This is a genomic window from Nonomuraea diastatica (assembly GCF_004349015.1).
GTDB lineage: Bacteria > Actinomycetota > Actinomycetes > Streptosporangiales > Streptosporangiaceae > Nonomuraea > Nonomuraea diastatica.
The window spans coordinates 42,268-60,950 of sequence record NZ_SMKP01000003.1; the positions used below are offsets into that span (position 1 = coordinate 42,268).

Sequence of the window (18,683 nt, forward strand, 5' to 3'; positions counted from 1 at the left end):
TATCCGGACGTCAAGGGCAGGCCAAAAACCGTTGCCTGACCGTTTTGCCCTGTTTCTACCGCATCGTCCCCTGATTCCGGGCAGAACGTAAGCCCCGTAAGATCACGTCGCTGCGGCGGCGGCGGGCGCCCGGACGTGGTGCCGCAGCTCGGCCGAACCGTGACGGAGAGGGCGAACATGGTGACCGTGCAGCCTTATGGATGAGGCCTGTCGGTAAGGGAAGGCGGGCCTGGCATCACCGTCCGTGACCCTTACCGATGGTTACCTTCACGAATCGTGTGCTGACAAAGAGTCAAACCGCCATTCGGGACGAATGTTCGCATCTGTTGCTTGAAGTACATCTGCCCCATCGGCATAGTGGACGGACCACAGGCGTACCAGTCGTGACGGGCATTCTCGGGGGCCGGTACCAGGTTGCGACTGCCAGCGGCGCATCATCACGCGCGGAATTGGACAAGATGCATGAGCTCGCCCCCACCCCTCCGCACCAAGCTGCTCAGGATCCTCCTGCTCCCGCTCGTGTCCATGGTCGCCCTGTGGGGGTTCATCGCCTACTCCAGCGTGGAGGAGATCGTCGAGGTCTCCCAGACGCAGGACCGCTGGGAAGCCATCGGATCGCCGTTGTTACAGCTGATCGTCGAGCTGCAACGGGAACGCCAGCTGTCGGCTGAGGCGCCGAAGAGCACGGCGACGTACGCGCCACTGGCCGAGCAGCGGCACGTCACCGACGAGAAGGCCGAACGCCTGCGCGAGGTCATCGGCGCCGTCGACGTCGACTCCGCGGGCGCCGAGACCCCGGCCCAGGTGCAGGCGCTCGTGCGGGCGCTCGACGGGCTCCAGTCGCTGCGGGCGTCCGCTGACGGCGGCGTGCTCGCCCCACCGCTGACGATCATCCAGGCGTACGACAACCTGATCAGCGTCGCCAACGGGCAGTTCAACGACCGCGACGCGCTGAGCAGCGTCTCCTCCTACCGGGCCGTGCGCGGCATGGCCGCCTACAACGCCACGGCGGAATACCTGGGCCGCGAGCACGCGGTGCTCACCAGCACGATCGTGCAGCGCAAGATGACGCCCACCGACCGTGCCGCGTTCGTCGCCGCAATGACCAGCCGCCGGCTCGTCTTCGCCAACGCCGAACGGGACGTCGGCCCCGACCTGCGGGACGACTACGACAAGCTGGTCGCCGGCGCCCCGTACAAGCGGCTGATCGAGGTCGAGGACGAGCTGTTCACCTGGGACACCAACGGGGCGCCGCCGGTGAATCCGGCGCAGTGGAAGAGCGACGCCGACGCCCTGCTCAGCGCGATCAACCGCGACACGCAGGAGGAGCTGGCCCGCGCCGCGGTCGAGGCCGAGGGACAAAAGACCGGCGCCTACTGGCGGATCGGGCTGGTCCTCCTGCTGGGCCTGGCGGCCGTGGTCGTGTCGCTGGCGCTGTCGTACCGGTTCGGCCAGTCGCTGGTCGACGAGCTCAAACGGCTGCAGGCGTCGGCGGTCGAGCTGGCCGAGCAGCGGCTGCCCCGGCTGGTCGCGCGGCTGCGGCGCGGCGAGGACGTCGACCCGGCCACCGAGGCGCCCGGCCTGGCCCCCGCCGACACGGCCGAGGTCGACCGCGTGGTCGACGCGTTCTACGCCGTACGCCGCACCGCGGTCGAGGCCGCGGTGGGCCAGGCGACGCTGCGCAAGGGCGTCAGCCAGGTCTTCCTCAACCTGGCCTGGCGCAACCAGGCGCTGCTGCACCGCCAGCTCTCATTGCTCGACATCATGGAGCGCCGCGTCGAGGAGCCGGAGGTCCTGGAGGACCTGTTCAAACTCGACCACCTCACCACCCGCATGCGGCGGCACGCCGAGAACCTGATCATCCTGTCCGACTCCGCCCCCGCCCGCCGCTGGCGCGACCCGGTGCCGCTGTTCGACGTCGTGCGCGCGGCGGTGCTGGAAGTCGAGGACTACACCCGTGTCTCCGTCGCCCCCATGCCGGATGCCCCGCTGCTCGTCGGCGCGGCCGTCACCGACGTGATCCACCTGGTCGCCGAGCTGGTGGAGAACGCCACGGTCTTCTCCCCGCCCGACACGACCGTGCAGATCCGCAGCATGACGGCGGCCAACGGCTTCGCGCTGGAGGTGGAGGACCGGGGACTGGGGCTGAACGAGGCCGTGATCCAGGAGTACAACGCCCGGCTGGCCGAGCCGCCCGAGTTCGACCTGGCCGACAGCGACAGGCTCGGCCTCTTCGTGGTGGCCAGGCTCGCGGCCCGGCACGGGATCAAGGTCTCGCTGCGCCCCTCACCATACGACGGGACCACCGCGATCGTGCTGCTGCCCACCGTCCTGCTCGCCGAGGCCGGAAACGCCTCCGTCACCGCCGGCGACCGCGCCGGCAGGCCCACGCGGGCGCTCGGCACGGCACCGTCCGGCACCCCCTCCGGCGCCCTTTCCGGCGTCGTGTCCGCCGCTCCCGAACGGCCGGACGCGGTGAACGGCGGGAACGTCCCCGGTGACCACGCCGATCCGGCCGGTCCTTCCCCCGAGCCCGCGCGGGCCACCTGGTTCGAGGCCCCGCCCGCGCCGAGACGCGGCGGTCCGGCCCGACCGGCGGACGAACCGCTGACGGGCTCCCTCTCCGGCCCCCTCTCTGGGCCGATCTCTGGGCGGATCTCTGGGACGGGGCCCGGCCCGGTGCCCCGGCAGGCTCACCCTTCCGCCGCCCAGCCGCCAGGACCGCCCGCCGACTGGAGCGTCACGGTGCCGGCTCAGGACGCGGACGAAGACCTCGACGGGCTGCCGATGCGGATACCGCAGGCAAGCTTGGCTCCCCAGCTGCGTTCCACCGGAGGCCCTGCGCGGCGACCGGTATCGGCGCGCTCGCCTGAGGAACTCGCACAACTCATGTCGTCCATGCAGCAGGGCTGGCGGCAAGGACGCCGCCAGGTCGAGCACGGAGCCGACATGTGGAACCGAAAGGACGACCATCCCGATGCCCGACCCCAGAAGTGAACTGAGCTGGCTCCTCGACGACCTCACCCAGCGCGTCCCCGGCATCCGCCACGCCATCGTGCTGTCCTCCGACGGGCTGGCCATGGGCGGTTCCCAGGAGCTGACCCGGGAGGACGCCGAGCACCTGTCCGCCATCTCCGCTGGCAGCCACAGCCTCGCCATGGGCGCGGGACGGCACTTCGGCCTGGGCGGCGTACGGCAGACCATCATCGAGATGGAGGGTGGTTTCCTGTTCGTCACCGCCGCCGGTCAGGGCGCGCGGCTGGCCGTGCTCGCCGCGGGCGACGCCGAGCTGGGCATGGTCACGTACGAGATGGCGCTCATGGTCAAGAGGGTCGGCGAGCACCTTTCCGCGCAGCCGAGAGGAGCGGCGCCGGCACCCGCCTGGAACGGCACAAGACCGTGACAGGGCAGGATCCCGGGCCGCTGATCCGGCTGTACGGCCTGACCGGGGGAAGAGCGCGCCCGCAGGGCGAGACGTTCGACCTGGTGGCCATCGTCACGACGGTCGGCGGCCCGCACACCCTCGCGGACCTGATCCCGGAATATCGCGCCGTGTTGTCGGTGTGCCGCAGACCCACGCCGGTGGCGGACGTCGCGGCGCACCTCCGGCTGCCGCTCAACGTCACCCGGGTGATCCTGGGTGACCTCCGGCGAGAGGGTTTCGTCACCATTGAGCGCCCGCGCCCGGTCGCGCAGACGATCGACGAACACATCTACAGGGAAGTGCTGGATGGACTACGCAGCCTATGAGCCGGGGGCGACCGCGGTCACCTCGGCGCTGGCCATCAAGATCCTCATCGCGGGCGGGTTCGGTGTCGGCAAGACGACCATGGTGGGCACGATCAGCGAGATCCGGCCGCTGCACACCGAGGAACTGCTGAGCGAGCGCGGCGTAGGGGTGGACGACGTCTCGGGTGTGGAGTCCAAGAACACCACCACCGTGGCGCTGGACTTCGGCCGTATCACCATTCGCGAGGGGCTCTGGTTGTACCTGTTCGGCACCCCCGGGCAGGACCGGTTCTGGTTCATGTGGGACGAGCTCGCGCTCGGCGCGCTCGGCGCGGTCGTGCTCGCCGACACCCGCCGCCTGCAGGACTCGTTCCCCGCGGTGGACTACTTCGAGCAGCGCGGCATCCCGTTCGTGGTCGGCGTGAACTGCTTCGACGGCGCCCGCCGCCACGACCCGACCAAGGTACGGCGGGCGCTCGGGCTGACCGCGCACGTCCCGATCGTCCTCTGCGACGTGCGCGACCGCACGTCGGTCAGGGACGTGCTGACCACGCTGGTGACGTACGCGGTGGAAGGCGCCTGAGCAGCGCGCCGCCACGGGCCGCCACGTGGGGGCGAGATCAGAGCAGCTCGACGTGGTCGCGGTAAGGGTCGAGCCGGTCGTCGGAGACGTCGAGCTCGGTGACCATCAGGTCGATCCCGTCCCAGGGCAGGCAGCGGGCGGCGGCTCCCGTGCCGAGTTTCTGCGAGTCGACCGCCATGACGACATGCTCGGACAGCTCGGCCATGAGCCGCTTGATCTCGCATTCCTCCGCGCTGAACTCACTGGTGCCGAAGTGCGGGTCGATGGCGGCGGCGGACAGGAACGCCCGCGCGAATGAGAACTGCTTCAGGGCCAGGGAGGTCAGCGGGCCGACGAGGCTGCCCGCGTTGGGGTCCTTCTGGCCCCCTGTCAGGTAGGCGTGCACCCGCGCGTCTCTGGTCAGGGTCAGGAAGGTCTCGATCCCGTCGGTGACGACGGACAGGTTCTCGGCGGTCGGCATCGAGCCGGCGAGCACGGCCAGCGTCGACGAGGCGTCCATGCAGATGCCCACCCCGCCGGAGGGCACCAGGCCGGTCAGCTTCCGCGCGATCTCCTCCTTCGCCCTGCGGGCCCGGCTCTTACGTGCTTCGAAGGGCTGCGCCGAGCTGACGGCGCCGCCGCGCACGCGGCGGACCAGGCCTTCGTCCTCCAGCGCCTGCAGATCCCGCCGGATCGTCATGGTGCTGACCCCGAAGCGGGCGGCCAGGTCTTCGATGCGCAGACTGCCGCTGGACGACAGTAGCTCGGCCAGCGCCTGGCGTCTGCTCTCCAGATCCACGCTGCTCCTGACGCCCATGCCGTCTTCGCTCTCCTTTGTTGTTCAGTCTTGTCAACTGTCACACCCGCAGTCTCATCCGGAGACGCCATGGACCTGCTGGCGAGTGAACGATAGAGGATGCGGTCAGCGAGTTCAAGGCTGAGTAATGCGGGACTATCCCTGGTCAATGAGCGCCAGGCGCCGGTCCATACAACATGTATCGAATAGGTAACACACCCTTGACACTGGTATGTCGTCTCGTGTGATGTTCACACAAGCAAACAAAGGGATGTCGCTCGGGAACCTGCCGGGGCGAGCGCCGACCACTCTGACCTGGATCGGCTTCTCGCACCGTCACGTTCTCGTTCACGTCCGGACCCGTTCAGGACCGCCACCGTTCCCCGAGCGGACCTCGACCAAGCGCCGAGCCGTCAAGGCCGGGACTGGAGATCAGTCGTGGAAGATGTCGCATTGGAGTGCCGGGATCTGGCCAAGGCATTCGGCGGCGTGCCCGTGTTGAAGGGCGTCTCTCTGGCACTCGAGGCCGGTTCCGTCACCGCCCTCGCCGGAGAGAACGGCGCGGGCAAGTCGACGCTGATGAAGATCGCCTCCGGCCAGGTCAAGCCCGACGACGGCCAGGTCCTGGTCGGCGGCGAGCCACTGCCCCATGCCGATCCGCAGGCGGCCCACCGGCACGGGGTGGCGATCATCCCGCAGGAACTCGCGCCGATCATGGACATGAAGGTGTACGAGAACCTGTTCATCGGCCGGGAGCTGCGCACCCGAGCGGGGCTGCTCGACCGGCGGGCGATGGCGCGCAGGGCCCGCGAGCTCCTGGACGTCTTCGGCGTGGAGATCGACCCGCAGGCGACCATGCGGCGGCTGCCGGTCGGCCTGCGGCAACTGGTCGAGATCGCCAAGAGCACGAGCGGCGGCGCACGGATCCTGCTGCTGGACGAGCCCAGCTCGGCCATCTCGGAACGCGAGGTCGAACGGCTCTACGCCGTCATCGGCACGCTGCGCGAGCAGGGCGTCGCCATGCTCTACACCACCCACAAGATGGAGGAGATCCGCGCCCTCGCGGACAGGGTGGTCGTGCTGCGCGACGGAGGGCTCGCCCTCGACCGGGCGATCGGCGACATCACGGACGACGAGATCGTCCACGCGATGATCGGGCGCGAGCTCCAGGACTTCTTCCCCGACCTGCACGCCCCCGGTGACGAGGTCGCCCTTCAGGTCAGCGGGCTGCACGTCAGCGGCTACCCGCGGCCGGTGGACCTGACCGTCCGCCGCGGCGAGATCCTCGGGCTGGCCGGGCTCGTGGGGGCAGGCCGTACCGAACTCCTCGAAGCGATCTTCGGCGTGCGCAAGAGCACCGCGGGGACCGTCACCGTCGCCGGCAGGCCCGTCAAGCGCAACGCCCCCGCCGCCGCGATCACCCGCGGCATGGCCCTCGTCCCGGAGGACCGCAAAGGAGCCGGGGCCGTGCTGACCATGGACGTGCTGGACAACGGCTCCCTGCCCCGGCTGTCCCGCTTCACCGTCGCCGGATGGTTGCGGCAGCGCAGCCGCGGCAGACAGGTCGGCGCGGCGATGGAGTCGGTCAAGCTGCGCAGTCGCGGGCTGTCACAGCAGGTCGGCACGCTCTCCGGCGGCAACCAGCAGAAGGTGGTCCTGGCGCGCTGGCTGACCGGCAGCGTCAACGTCCTCCTGCTCGACGAACCCACCCGCGGCGTCGACGTCGGCGCGCGCAGCGAGATCTACCGCATCATCACCGAGCTCGCGGCCTCGGGGATGGCCGTCGTCATGGCCTCCTCCGACATGCCCGAGATCCTCAGCCTTGCCCACCGGGCGCTCGTCATGCGCGGAGGAGCGGTCGCGGGCGAGCTGACCCGCGAGGACCTGTCCTCCCCCCACGTCCAGGACGTGATCTTCAGGTACGCCGCCGGACTGAACCCGGACACCGGCCCCGCGCCCCAACACACCGAGAAGGAGGGCCGATGACCTCGCAGGAGTCAGCCCAGGAGCCTACGAACCCCGGAGGAACGGCCGCACGGCTCCTGACCTGGCGCTTGTCCGGACCATGGATCCGCGACCAGCTGATCCGCCACTCGATGGTGGTGGTGATGCTCCTGATCATCGCCTATTTCAGCTACCGCAGCGCACGTTTCGGAACGGTGGACAACCTCCAGACGATCGCCATCGCCGCGGCGCCCTTCGCGCTCATCGCGCTGGGCCAGACGCTGGTCATCCTCACCGGCGGCATCGACCTGTCCGTGGGCAGCGTCATCGCTCTCAGCGCGATGACCGCGGCCTACACGGTGAAGGATCATCCCGAGCGGCTTTGGTTGTCCCTTCTGGTCGCCATGCTGGTCGGGCTCGCTGCGGGGGCGGTCAACGGCTTCCTCGTCTCGAAAGTGAACGTGCCACCGTTCATCGCCACGCTCGGCATGCTGACCACGGCGTCCGGGCTGGCGTACGTCGTGGGCCAGGGCGCGCCGATCAACGGCCTTCCGCAGAACTTCGGCGAGATCGCCAACAACCAGATCCTCGGCCTGCAGATCCCCGTCGTGGTCATGATCGTCGGCATCATCGCGCTCGCCCTGATCATGAAGCGAACCTCGTACGGAATGCGCGTCTACGCCGTGGGCGGCAACCCCGTCGCGGCGCAGATCGCCGGCGTCAAGACCACCAGGATCCTGTTCAGCGTCTACGCACTCAGCGGGCTGCTCGCCGGGCTGTCCGGCGTGATGCTCGCCTCCAGGGTCATCTCCGGCCCGCCCAACCTCGGCCAGGGCTACGAGCTGGACGCCATCGCCGCCGTCGTCATCGGCGGCGCGAGCCTGCTCGGCGGCCGGGGCAGCATCCTCGGCACGGCGCTCGGCCTGTTCCTCATCCAGACGCTGAACAACGGCCTCGACATCCTCGTCGTGCCCGCCTACTGGCAGAGCGTGATCAAGGGCGCGCTCATCGTCGCCGCAGTCACCGTGGACGTCTGGTCCGCCAAACGCAGGGGCTGACCGCCCCGCCTCCGCACACAGACCCGCACGAAAACGCACCAATGGAGTTTCCATGCGCATGAAAAGCTTGCGTGCCATCGTCCTCGCCGCGGTGAGCGCGACCCTGCTGGCCACCTCCGCCTGCGGCGCCGGCGACCCCAACGCCGGCGCGTCCGGTGAGGGAGGCATCCGGGTCGGCATCAGCGTCTACGACATGTCGTCCTTCATCACCGCAGGGAAGGCCGGCATCGACGCCTACGCCAAGGCCAACAACATCGAGGTCCTCTGGAACTCCGCCAACCTGGACGTCAGCACCCAGGCGAGCCAGGTCGACCAGTTCGTCAACGCCGGCGTGGACGCCATCATGGTCGTCCCCGTCCAAGCCGACTCGCTGGGTCCGCAGGTCGCCTCGGCCAAGGCCAAGAACATCCCGTTCCTCGCCGTCAACGCCGGGCTCGACAGCAAAGACCTGGCCGGCACCGTCCTGCCCGACGACGTCAAGGCCGGCGAGCAGGAGATGCAGATGATGGCGGACGAGCTCAACGGCAAGGGCAACATCGTCGTCCTCCAGGGCCCGCTCGGCCAGTCGGGAGAGATCGACCGTACCAAGGGCATCCAGAACATCCTGGCCAAGTACCCCGACATCAAGATCCTCGCCAAGGACACAGCCAACTGGAAGCGCGACGAGGCCGTCAACAAGATGAAGAACTGGTTGTCCAGCTTCGGCGGCAAGATCGACGGCGTCGTCGCGGAGAACGACGACATGGGGCTGGGCGCCCTGCAGGCCACGCGTGAGGCCGGCGTCAAGATCCCGATCGTCGGCGTCGACGGCATCGAGGACGGGCTCAACGCCGTCAAGAGCGGCGACTTCATCGGCACCAACCTGCAGCACGGCACCGTCGAGCTGGCCACCGGCCTGGCCGTGGCCGCCAAGATCGCCAAGGGCGAGGAGGTCGACAGGAACCCCGTCTACCTCATGCCCAAGGTCACCTCGGACAACGTGGACACCTACATGGAGCACGTGGTCACCAAGAAGGACCAGTTCCTGCAGCAGCTGCCCGCGCTGATCGAGGCGAACCTCAAGACCGGTGACATCGCCAACGAGGAGACGGCCAAGTAGGCCGCCGTACCAGCCCGAGCACCGCGTACGTGAGGAGATCCTCCATGACCACGATGCAGGCAGCGGTCCTGCGTGGAATCCAGCAGCTGGCGATCGAAGAGCGCCCCGTCCCCGAGCCCGGCCCCGGCGAGGTGCTGGTGCAGGTCAACGCGGTGGGCGTCTGCGGCTCGGACGTCCACTACTACCAGCACGGCCGCATCGGCGACTTCGTGGTGGAGCGGCCCATGGTGCTCGGACACGAGTCCGGAGGCGTCATCGCCGGTGTGGGGCCCGGCGTGGACGCCTCACGGATGGGGCAGCGGGTGTCCGTCGAGCCCGGGGTGCCCGACCTGACCTGCCCGGAGTGCCTCGCCGGCCGCTACAACCTGTGTCCGGACATGAGGTTCTTCGCGACGCCGCCGATCGACGGCTCGCTCGCCGGATTCGTCACCGTCCACGCGGCCTTCGCCCACCCTGTGCCCGGCTCGATCTCGGACGACGCGGCGGCGCTGCTCGAACCCCTGTCGGTCGGGGTCTGGGCCTGCCGCAAGGGCCGCGTGAGCGCGGGAAGCCGCGTCCTGATCACCGGGGCGGGACCGATCGGGCTGGTGGCGACGCAGTGCGCCCGCGCCTTCGGCGCCACCGAGATCGTGGTCGCCGACCTGAACCCGCACCGGCTCAAGCTCGCCGCGGACCTGGGCGCGACCGCCACGATCAACGTCGCGGACACGCCCCTGAGCGAGGCGGGGACCGAGCCCACCGTGCTGCTGGAATGCTCCGGCCACCCGGGCGCCACGGTCGACGGGCTGCGTACCCTGAACAGGGCGAGCCGCGCGGTGCTCGTCGGGATGGGCGACGACGGGCTGCCGCTGCCGCTCACCTTCATCCAGAGCCGCGAAATCGAGGTCACGGGGACGTTCCGCTACGCGAACACCTGGCCCACGGCCATCGCGCTCGCCGCCTCGGGACAGGTCGACGTCGACAGCCTCGTCACCGGCCACTTCCCCCTCGCGGAATCGGAGGCGGCGCTGCTCGCCGCCGAACGCGACCCGCTCGCCGTCAAATCAGTGATCAACCCTCAGCAATGACACGCAGGCGCGCTCGCCCGTCGCGACTGAAGGGACAACCCAGATGACTCGTCTGTACGACGACCCCAGCACCTTCACCGACGACATGCTCGCCGGTTTCCTGGACGTGCACCGCGGCACCGTGACCGGCGTGCCGGGCGGTGTCGTACGCGCCACCGAGACACCGCCGGGCAAGGTCGCGGTCGTCGTCGGCGGCGGGTCCGGGCACTACCCCGCCTTCTGCGGCGTGGTCGGGCCCGGGTTCGCCGACGGCGCCGTCGTCGGGAACATCTTCACCTCGCCGTCGGCACAGGACGCGTACTCGGTGGGCAGGGTCGCCGCCGGCTCCGCCGGCCTGCTCTTCTCCACCGGCAACTACGCCGGGGACGTCATGAACTTCACCCTCGCCCAGCAGCGGCTGTGCCAGGAGGGCATCGACACCCGCGTGGTGTTCGTCACCGACGACATCGCCAGCGCGCCGGAGTCGCAGATCGGCGAACGCCGCGGGATCGCCGGGGACTTCGTCGTGTTCAAGGTCGCGGGAGCCGCCGCCGAGGAAGGCTACGACCTCGACGCGGTCGAACGGGTCGCCCGCCACGCCAACGCCAGCACCCGGACGCTGGGGGTGGCCTTCGACGGGTGCACCCTGCCCGGCGGGACCGCGCCGCTCTTCACCGTTCCTCGTGGGCGCATGGGCGTGGGCCTCGGCATCCACGGCGAGCCCGGCGTGGGCGAGGACACGCTGCCGCCGGCCGCCGAGCTGGCCCGGCGGCTGGTGTCCGGTGTCGTGGCGGAGAAGCCCGCCGGATCCGGCAACCGGGTGACCGCGATACTCAACGGCCTCGGCACCACGAAGTACGAGGAGCTCTTCGTCGTCTGGCGCACCGTGGCCAGGCTGCTCGCGGAAGAGGGGCTCCAGGTCGTCGCGCCGGAGGTGGGCGAGCTCGTCACCAGCCTGGACATGGCCGGGTGCTCCCTGACCCTGGTCTTCCTCGACGACGAGCTTGAGCGGCTGTGGTGCGCGCCCGCCGAGACTCCGGCCTTCCGCAGGGGCCGCGTCGAACCGCGTGCGCCGGCCCGCCGTGACGTCGGGTCGCGCTCGGAACAACCGGCCGGAGGGCGGCTCTCAGAGGAACCGTCCGCGCCCGCGCCGGGCTCGCCCGCCTCCCGCGCCTGCGCCCAGACCGTCGTCTCGGCGCTGGAGGCGATGGCCGCCGCCATGGCCGGGGCCGAGGTCGAGCTGGGCCGCATCGACGCCGCCGCCGGCGACGGCGATCACGGGCGCGGGATGGTCAAGGGCTCGTCCGCCGCGGTCGACGCCGGGCGTGACGCGGCCGACGCGGGGGCCGGAGCGCAGTCGGTCCTGCTCACGGCGGGCGAGGCGTGGGCCGCGAAGGCCGGCGGCACGTCAGGCGTGCTCTGGGGCGCCATGTTGTGCGCCATCGGGCGGGGTCTGGGCGACGACCGCGAGAAGATCACCGGCTCCGACGTCGCGGACGCCGTCGCGGCCGGGCTGCGGGCGCTGCTCGACCTTGGAAAGGCCAAGCCCGGCGACAAGACGATGGTCGACGCGTTCGCCCCGTTCTGCGAGGCGCTGACCGGACGCGTCAGGTCCGGAGCGGAACTGCCCGCCGCCTGGCGGGAGGCCGCGCGGGTGTGCGAGTCCGCGGCCGAGGCGACCGCCGGCCTGCGTCCCCAGATCGGGCGGGCTCGCCCGCTCGCGGAACGCAGCGTGGGGACCCCGGACGCGGGCGCGACGTCGCTCGCCCTGTGCGCCCTCGCCGTCGCGGACGTGCTGCAGCCCGCCCGCTGAGTCGTACGAAGAGGAAGGGATGGGGGGCCATGCCTCACCAATGGCGGATCATCGTCGGTTCCGACGATGCCGGCCTGGAGTACAAGAACGTCCTGAAGGCCGACCTGGAGAGCGACACCAGGGTGGCCGAGGTCGTCGACATCGGGGTCGAAGCCGAGGACACGACGCCGTACCCGCACATCGCCGTCATGGCGGCCCGGATGGTCGCCGCCGGCGAGGCGGACCGCGCGCTGCTGGTGTGCGGCACCGGGCTGGGGGTCGCGATCAGCGCCAACAAGGTGCCCGGCATCCGCGCGGTGACGGCGCACGACAGCTTCTCCGTCGAACGGTCCGTGCTGAGCAACAACGCCCAGATCCTCTGTTTCGGGCAACGGGTCGTCGGCCTGGAGCTGGCCCGCCGCCTGGCGAGCGAGTGGCTCGGCTACCGCTTCGACGCCAACTCCAGCTCGGCGGCCAAGGTCAGGACCCTCCTGAGCTACGAGTCGGGGCACGACCTGGCCGACCAGGCCGAGACGTTGCGGCTGGGAGAGGAACTGGTGCACTCGTCCCTCATCACCGGCGAAGCGCAGGACAAGCAGGCCGTACAGACCAACAGCGAGGAGCAGTGCTCATGACGGCAGCGGAGAAGGCGCCCGACCTCACGTTCGGGCTGCGGGGCAGGGTGGCGCTGGTGACCGGCGGCGCGTCCGGGATCGGCGCCGCCATCGCCGCCACGTACGCGGTCAAGGGAGCCCGGGTCGCCGTGGTGGACATCGACCACGAAGCGGCCGGGGCACGGGCGAAGGAGCTCGGGGACGGCCACGCCGGGTTCGCGTGTGACGTGTCCGATCCGGCCGCGGTCCGGTCGGCGACCGGCGCGGTGGTGGACGCCTACGGCCGCATCGACATCCTGGTGAACAGCGCCGGTGTCGCGATCCTGGCCCCGGCCGAGGACCTCGACGTCAGCGCCTTCGACCGGACGATCGACATCAACCTCAAGGGCACGTTCCTGATGTGCCAGGAGGTCGGGCGGCACATGCTGGCCGCCGGCGGCGGCAAGATCATCAACCTGGCCTCCCAGGCCGCCACGGTCGCCCTGGACCAGCACGCCGCCTACTGCGCCTCCAAGTTCGGCGTGGTCGGCCTGTCGAAGGTGCTCGCCTCCGAGTGGGCCGGCCGCGGGGTGACGGTCAACACCATCTCCCCCACCGTGGTGCTCACCGATCTGGGGCGCAAGGCGTGGGAGGGGCCGAAGGGCGACGCGTTGAAGGCGCAGATCCCCACGGGCCGCTTCGCCCATCCCGAGGAGATCGCCGCCACGGCGTTGTTCCTCGCCTCGGACGGCGCCAACATGATCAACGGCGCGGACATCCTCGTGGACGGCGGCTACACCATCCGGTGACCGGCGGCTGGAGGAACCGCCGGCGGTGCGCGATCGTTGAGCAGACAGGCGGACCACCGAGTTTCGGGAGTTCAGCGTGGAGATCACCGGCATCATTTCCGGCCTCATCATCGGCATCGTGATCGGCGCACTTGGGCGGCTGGTCATCCCTGGACGGCAACGCATCCCCATCTGGCTGACCATCGTGATCGGCGTGGTCGCCGCGCTGATCGGCACGGCCATCGCGGCGGCTCTGGGTGTCGCCGACACCGGCGGCGTCGACTGGATCGAGCTGGGCATCCAGGTCGCCCTGGCCGCTCTCGGCGTCTCGCTGTCGGTCGGCATGTACGGCAAACGACGCGAGTGACGCACAGGGCGACGGGCGGCGCGGCTGCGGCCGCCCGTCTCCCGTCACCCGTCACGCGTGGCCCTCAGAGCGCAGGCGTCCTGATCAGCACGATCCCGCCCCACGTGCGGAAGACGACGGCGAGCAGCAGCGAGGGCATGGCCACGGCCCCCGCCACCCCGGACAACACGGTGTCCGGCGCGAAGACGGTCAGCACGGTGGCCGCGCCGGTGACCAGGCCGAGCCACCCCAGCGACGCCGGCAGCGCCCGCCCGGCGACCGCGGCCCAGCCCGCCGTGACCATCGAAAGGCCGAGGAACAGACTGCCCGCGCCGCTCGGCGCGTCGTGGCCCGCGACGGCATAGGCCGTCCAGGCGGCCTGCGCAGACTCAGGATCCCGCGCGGCGGCGGCGAGGAAGGCGGGCACGCCGTACCAATGGTTCAGGGGCACGAGCACGTGCGTGGCGATGCCGATCATGCCGAACCAGAGGGTCGCCGCCGCGAGCGTGGGCGTGCCGTCCTTCAGCCGGGCGGCCAGTCCCGCCACGAACACCACGAGGAACACCAGGTTGACGAACCCCGAGAGCATCGCCAGGCGCAGCACGCCGCCCCCCGCGCGCAGGAACTCCAGGGCGGCGGCCGGATCTGCGAACGTGGCGGGGCTCCAGCCGCTGACCGTCCACAACGCGGCCTCCACCGCCAGACCGGCGCCGGCCAGAACGCCGGACCACCCGGCGATCCGGCGGTCAGGGGTCACGTGCGGCCCGCTTTGAGCTTCGCCGCGGTCTCGACCGCGCGCCGCGCCTGGTAGCGGCCGCTCTCCAGGGCGAGGTCTCCGGGCACGCCGTCACCGCCGACGTGGGTCGTGCCGTACGGCGTGCCGGCCTGGAACTGGATGGAGCCGCCGTGCCGGGTGCCGGCCGAGCCGAAGGCACCATAGACCTTGTCGGCCAGCAGCCCCTTCTGCCAGGCCGGGCCGGTCGTGTCGATGAACTGCTTGAGCTGGCTGGCCATGGCCCCATACCTGGTCGGCGTGCCGAGCAGCACCACGTCGGCCCAGAGCAGGTCGTCCATGCCGGCCTCGGCGACGTCGCGGGAGCTCTCGACGTGCTCGGCCCACTGCGGGTTGCTCGCGATGGCCTGGGGCGGGGCCAGCTCGGCCACCTTGCGCAGGCGTACGTCGGAGCCGGCCTTCTCCGCTCCTTCGGCGAGAGCGGTGGCGAGCTTGTGCACGTTGCCGGTCGCGCTGTAGTAGATCACGGCGGTCTTGACGGGTTCGGACATCGTTCTTCCTTCACTGTGTCGTACGGATCAGCGGCCGGTGGGCCGGCCGGGTCAGGGCCAGCACGCTGGCGCAGGCCAGCGCCGTGGCGAGCACGACGGCCAGGCGCATTCCCTGCAGGTCGTAGCCGGAGAAGGCCCAGACGCCGGTGGCCAGTGCCGGGCCGAGCCACGCCCAGCTGGCGGGCCAGGCTCGTCGTGGCGGCGGTGGCGCCGAGCAGCTGCCGGGGCGTGGCGGCCAGGCTGGGGCCGATGCCCATCCCCTCCTGGATGGTGGGGATGGCGACGTTGACGACCGTGGCGTCGAGCTGGGTCATGAACACGGCGATCCCGCTCGCGGCCACGAGCCACCACCGGTCCCGCGATGTCTCCCCGTTCATCCGTCCGATCCCCCCAACTTCTCATGCTGCGCAGTTCTGGAAACTACACATCATGAGAAGTTTCAGCAAGAGAGGACGGCCGAAAACGAGGGATTCCCGGCCGCCGGCTCGATCGTGCGGCCCCGGACAACCCCAGTAGCGTGGTCGACCGGCCGGCGCCGGCGCGCGCGTCGGCCGGCCCTCGATACGCCCCGAGCCGGAAGGGAGACGCCGTGAACGGCCTGTGCGACCCCCGCCCGCGGCAGAGGGCTCAGCCAGGTGCGGCCGAGCGGCGGCCGGCACAGGCGATCAAGCGGCTCAGCGAACGAACGTCGACTCGTAGAGCACCAGCAGATGCTCCAGGACCCGCTCCTCCGGCCAGGCGCGATCGACCAGGATGCGGTCGAACAGGTCGGTCGAGATCAGGCTCCAGAGCATGTCGGCCGCCGTGTCGACGGTCCAGGGAGACGCCAGCCTGCCCTCGTCGGCGAGCCGGGCGGCGATGCGGCGGCAGTTGTCCATCTGGGCGGTCATGACCGTCGTCTTGTGCCGCGCGGCGTCGGGGTCCTGGGGATCGACGCGGTTCAGCGCGTGGTTCATCGCGGTCAGCCGCGGGTGATAGCGGACCAGATGGCGCACCCACGCCCGCAGCGCCTCGGTCGAGTCGGCGGCCTCCCAGACCTCGGACAGCGACTCGGCCAGCCCTTCCCGGCCGGCCACATAGCCGAACAGCGCGGTGACCATGTCGGTGCGCGAACGGAAGTGCAGGTAGACCGCGCGCCGGGAGACGCCGGCGCGCTCGGCGACCTCGGCCATGGTCAGGGCGTCGAAACCGTCGCTCTCCAGGATCTCCCTGGTGGCTGCGAGCAGGGCGTCGCGGGTGCGCCGGCTGCGCGCGTTGTGCGGGTCATCGATCGCCGGTGGCATGGCCGCCCCTCGTAGTAACTGCGCATCATGCGCACTTTACTCCGCTCCTGAAGTGCGGCTCCGGACGGCGGGAAAAGCCGTTGCCCGGCCGGAGCGGCGCTGACAGGATCCGGACCATGCCTTCCCTGTCCGCGCATGACGGCGCCGTGCTCGCTTACCACGTATACGGTGACGGGTCCCCACTGATCTGCCTGCCGGGCGGCCCGATGCTGCCCTCGGCCTGCCTCGGCGAGCTCGGCGGCCTGTCCGCGCACAAGCGCCTGATCATGCTGGACCTGCGGGGCACCGGCGGGTCCGCGACGCCCGCGGACACCTCCGCCTACCGCTGCGACCGCCTCGTCGACGACGTCGAAGCCCTCCGCCTGCACCTCGGACTCGACCGGATCGACCTGCTCGGCCACTCCGCCGGCGCGAACCTCGCGGTGCGGTACACAGCCCGGCACCCCGAGCACACCGGCAGGCTCGCGCTGATCACACCGAGCACGCGGGCGGTCGGCATCGAGATCAGCGGGGAGTGGCGGCGCGAAACCGCGCGGCTCCGGGCGGGCGAGCCCTGGTTCGCGCGGGCGTACGCGGGCCTGGAGGCGGCCACGGCGGGCACAGCCACGGCGGACGACTGGGAGGCCATCACGCCGTTCACCTACGGCCGGTGGGACGCGGCGGCCCAGGCTCACCACGCCGCCGACGAGGAGCAGCGCAACGACGAGGCGGCGGCCGCGTTCGGCGGCGAGGGGGCCTTCGAGCCCGCCGCCACCCGCGCGGCGCTCGCCGCCTTCGGCGGCCCGGTCCTGCTGCTCGCCGGGGAGGTGGACGTGGCCGCTCCGCTCCCCGCCATGACCGAGTACGCCGGCCTGTTCAAGGACGCCACGCTCACCGTCCAGCCCGGAGCGGGCCACTTCCCGTGGCTCGACGACGCCGACCGCTTCGTCAGCACCGTCGCGGCGTTCCTCAGCTGACGACAGGCGGTAACGCCTGACATGCCCTGACTAAGCCCCCAACAAGGCGATAAGCACGGGTGTAGCCTGCTGTGGTCCCCGGCCGTGATCTCTCACCGCCTGGGCCTGTCGTCTGGTTGAGGAGATGCGGATGCCAACCCGCGATGCCGGGAACCGCAGGAGGCCTGCCGATCGATGGGACGTGTTCGCCCGTGGCCGGGCCACCGTGGACGCGCTCGAACGCCTCATCAGCGGGCTCGGCACAGGGGTCCTGGCGCTGGTCACGGTCATGATGCTGGTCGCCACAGCACTCACGTCCGTGATCGGCGTGGGGGTGTTGCTGGCGCCCGCCGCGCTGCACGGGCTACGCGCGGTCGCGAACCGGGAGCGCTCCCGTCTCTCTGACTGGGGCCATGAGCTCGTCATCCCTGAGCCGGTGCCCGACGGGCTGCGCGCCGCGCTGGCCGACCGGACCGTGCGCAGGGAACTCGTCTGGGTCGTCACCCACGCCTCGTTCGGGTTGTTCCTCGGCTCGCTCGGCCTCACCGTGCCCATCAGAGCCCTGCAGGACGCCACGTTCTGGGCGTGGTGGTGGCTGCTGCCGCCGGGCGAGGCCTCCGACGGCGGCCTGGGGCTCTGGACCGTGGACGACGTGCCCAGCGCCCTGGCCATCGTCCTGGTGGCTCCGGTGTGGATCGCGATCACCATGACCTTCTCGCCCGCCATGGCGTGGCTGCAGGCCTGGCCGGGACGCCGGCTCCTGGCCCCCGATCCCGACGACCTCGGCGTACGCGTGGCGCAGCTGACCGCGACCCGTGCCGCCGCGCTGGACGCGCACGCCACCGAGCTGCGGCGGATCGAACGGTCGCTGCACGACGGCACGCAGAACCGGCTCGTCGCCGTCAACGTGCTGGTCGGCGCGGCCCGTCGCGCCGTGGCGCGCAACCCGGCCGCCGCCGAGGACATCCTCGACCAGGCCCATGGCGCCGCCGAGCAGGCGCTCGCCGAACTGCGCGGGGTCGTGCGCAGCATCCTGCCGCCGGTGCTGGCCGAACGGTCGCTGGCCGACGCGCTCGACGGCCTGGCCACGACCTTCCCGCTGCCGTGCTCGATCGACGCCGACATCCCCGTCAGGTGTGCCATGTCCGTCGAGGCCACGGCCTATTTCGTGGTGGCCGAGGCGCTCACCAACATCGCCAAGCACAGCGGGGCCCGGCGGGCCCACATCCGGGTGCGCCGCCACGATGACCTGCTGCACGTCGAGGTCATCGACGACGGGAAAGGCGGGGCCGACGAGAACAGCGGGTCGGGGATCGGCGGCATCCGGCGTCGTACGGAGGCGCACGACGGGACGTTCGTGTTCGACAGCCCTCCGGGCGGACCCACCACCCTCCGGGTCAGCCTCCCCTGCGGGACCTGAGCCCCGTC

19 protein-coding genes are annotated in these 18,683 nt (G+C 70.9%); 14 read left to right on the top strand and 5 right to left on the bottom strand.

All coding sequences use genetic code 11. From position 1 onward, the window contains the following. Positions 1 to 462 precede the first annotated feature (462 nt). From E1294_RS01425 to E1294_RS01440, 4 genes are read left to right on the top strand one after another with little or no spacing between them, the layout of a single operon-like run. The gene (locus E1294_RS01425) at positions 463 to 2,997 is read left to right on the top strand and encodes a sensor histidine kinase (RefSeq protein ID WP_132503783.1); all 2,535 of its coding nucleotides are present in this window, start codon (positions 463 to 465) and stop codon (positions 2,995 to 2,997) included. Then, positions 2,978 to 3,403 carry a roadblock/LC7 domain-containing protein gene (locus tag E1294_RS01430; RefSeq protein ID WP_132503784.1) on the top strand — a complete coding sequence of 142 codons (426 nt, stop codon included), beginning with the start codon at positions 2,978 to 2,980 and terminating at the stop codon, positions 3,401 to 3,403. Before E1294_RS01425 ends, E1294_RS01430 begins: the two co-directional genes overlap by 20 nt. Next, complete coding sequence (locus E1294_RS01435; RefSeq protein WP_201760457.1) at positions 3,400 to 3,750, top strand: DUF742 domain-containing protein; 351 nt, start codon at positions 3,400 to 3,402, stop codon at positions 3,748 to 3,750. The genes E1294_RS01430 and E1294_RS01435 overlap by 4 nt, the downstream gene beginning before the upstream one ends. Beyond that, positions 3,731 to 4,312: a GTP-binding protein gene (locus E1294_RS01440; RefSeq protein WP_132503786.1), complete on the top strand. Its 582-nt coding sequence runs from the start codon at positions 3,731 to 3,733 to the stop codon at positions 4,310 to 4,312. Before E1294_RS01435 ends, E1294_RS01440 begins: the two co-directional genes overlap by 20 nt. Positions 4,313 to 4,349: 37 nt before the next feature. Here E1294_RS01440 and E1294_RS01445 read toward each other — a convergent pair whose 3' ends face one another. Beyond that, the gene (locus tag E1294_RS01445) at positions 4,350 to 5,108 is read right to left on the bottom strand and encodes a DeoR/GlpR family DNA-binding transcription regulator (protein ID WP_132503787.1); all 759 of its coding nucleotides are present in this window, start codon (positions 5,106 to 5,108) and stop codon (positions 4,350 to 4,352) included. A gap of 417 nt (positions 5,109 to 5,525) precedes the next feature. Here E1294_RS01445 and E1294_RS01450 point away from each other — a divergent pair, with 417 nt between their 5' ends. The 8 genes from E1294_RS01450 (at position 5,526) to E1294_RS01485 (ending at position 13,774) form a co-directional block, all read left to right on the top strand. After that, a complete protein-coding gene (locus E1294_RS01450; protein WP_132503788.1) occupies positions 5,526 to 7,073 on the top strand; it encodes a sugar ABC transporter ATP-binding protein in 1,548 nt (515 codons plus the stop codon). Further along, positions 7,070 to 8,089 (top strand): ABC transporter permease, encoded by a 1,020-nt coding sequence (locus E1294_RS01455; RefSeq protein WP_132503789.1) that lies wholly within the window; start codon positions 7,070 to 7,072, stop codon positions 8,087 to 8,089. The genes E1294_RS01450 and E1294_RS01455 overlap by 4 nt, the downstream gene beginning before the upstream one ends. Positions 8,090 to 8,147: 58 nt before the next feature. Beyond that, positions 8,148 to 9,188 (top strand): substrate-binding domain-containing protein, encoded by a 1,041-nt coding sequence (locus E1294_RS01460; protein WP_425465189.1) that lies wholly within the window; start codon positions 8,148 to 8,150, stop codon positions 9,186 to 9,188. A 44-nt stretch (positions 9,189 to 9,232) separates the two neighbouring features. Then, positions 9,233 to 10,255 (top strand): NAD(P)-dependent alcohol dehydrogenase, encoded by a 1,023-nt coding sequence (locus E1294_RS01465; RefSeq protein ID WP_132503791.1) that lies wholly within the window; start codon positions 9,233 to 9,235, stop codon positions 10,253 to 10,255. Between the two features lie 43 nt (positions 10,256 to 10,298). Beyond that, complete coding sequence (locus E1294_RS01470) at positions 10,299 to 12,047, top strand: dihydroxyacetone kinase family protein (RefSeq protein ID WP_132503792.1); 1,749 nt, start codon at positions 10,299 to 10,301, stop codon at positions 12,045 to 12,047. Positions 12,048 to 12,076: 29 nt separating this feature from the next. After that, a complete protein-coding gene (locus E1294_RS01475; RefSeq protein ID WP_132503793.1) occupies positions 12,077 to 12,661 on the top strand; it encodes a ribose-5-phosphate isomerase in 585 nt (194 codons plus the stop codon). After that, positions 12,658 to 13,428 carry a GolD/DthD family dehydrogenase gene (locus E1294_RS01480; RefSeq protein ID WP_132503794.1) on the top strand — a complete coding sequence of 257 codons (771 nt, stop codon included), beginning with the start codon at positions 12,658 to 12,660 and terminating at the stop codon, positions 13,426 to 13,428. The genes E1294_RS01475 and E1294_RS01480 overlap by 4 nt, the downstream gene beginning before the upstream one ends. 76 nt (positions 13,429 to 13,504) lie before the next feature. Beyond that, complete coding sequence (locus tag E1294_RS01485; protein WP_132503795.1) at positions 13,505 to 13,774, top strand: GlsB/YeaQ/YmgE family stress response membrane protein; 270 nt, start codon at positions 13,505 to 13,507, stop codon at positions 13,772 to 13,774. Between the two features lie 64 nt (positions 13,775 to 13,838). Here the strand turns inward: E1294_RS01485 and E1294_RS01490 are convergent, their stop codons facing one another. The 4 genes from E1294_RS01490 to E1294_RS01505 all read right to left on the bottom strand — a co-directional run bounded on the left by E1294_RS01490 (position 13,839) and on the right by E1294_RS01505 (position 16,320). Beyond that, on the bottom strand, positions 13,839 to 14,510 hold the full coding sequence (locus tag E1294_RS01490; RefSeq protein ID WP_132503796.1) for a DUF4386 family protein: 672 nt from the start codon (positions 14,508 to 14,510) through the stop codon (positions 13,839 to 13,841). Beyond that, the gene (locus E1294_RS01495) at positions 14,507 to 15,037 is read right to left on the bottom strand and encodes a flavodoxin family protein (protein ID WP_132503797.1); all 531 of its coding nucleotides are present in this window, start codon (positions 15,035 to 15,037) and stop codon (positions 14,507 to 14,509) included. Before E1294_RS01495 ends, E1294_RS01490 begins: the two co-directional genes overlap by 4 nt. Next, complete coding sequence (locus tag E1294_RS01500) at positions 15,010 to 15,414, bottom strand: hypothetical protein (protein ID WP_132503798.1); 405 nt, start codon at positions 15,412 to 15,414, stop codon at positions 15,010 to 15,012. Before E1294_RS01500 ends, E1294_RS01495 begins: the two co-directional genes overlap by 28 nt. Positions 15,415 to 15,711: 297 nt before the next feature. Continuing rightward, complete coding sequence (locus tag E1294_RS01505) at positions 15,712 to 16,320, bottom strand: TetR/AcrR family transcriptional regulator (RefSeq protein WP_132503799.1); 609 nt, start codon at positions 16,318 to 16,320, stop codon at positions 15,712 to 15,714. Positions 16,321 to 16,436: 116 nt separating this feature from the next. Between E1294_RS01505 and E1294_RS01510 the strand changes: the two genes are divergently transcribed. Further along, positions 16,437 to 17,276 carry an alpha/beta fold hydrolase gene (locus E1294_RS01510; RefSeq protein ID WP_132503800.1) on the top strand — a complete coding sequence of 280 codons (840 nt, stop codon included), beginning with the start codon at positions 16,437 to 16,439 and terminating at the stop codon, positions 17,274 to 17,276. A gap of 130 nt (positions 17,277 to 17,406) precedes the next feature. Then, positions 17,407 to 18,675: a sensor histidine kinase gene (locus tag E1294_RS01515; protein ID WP_132503801.1), complete on the top strand. Its 1,269-nt coding sequence runs from the start codon at positions 17,407 to 17,409 to the stop codon at positions 18,673 to 18,675. Positions 18,676 to 18,683: the final 8 nt, after the last annotated feature.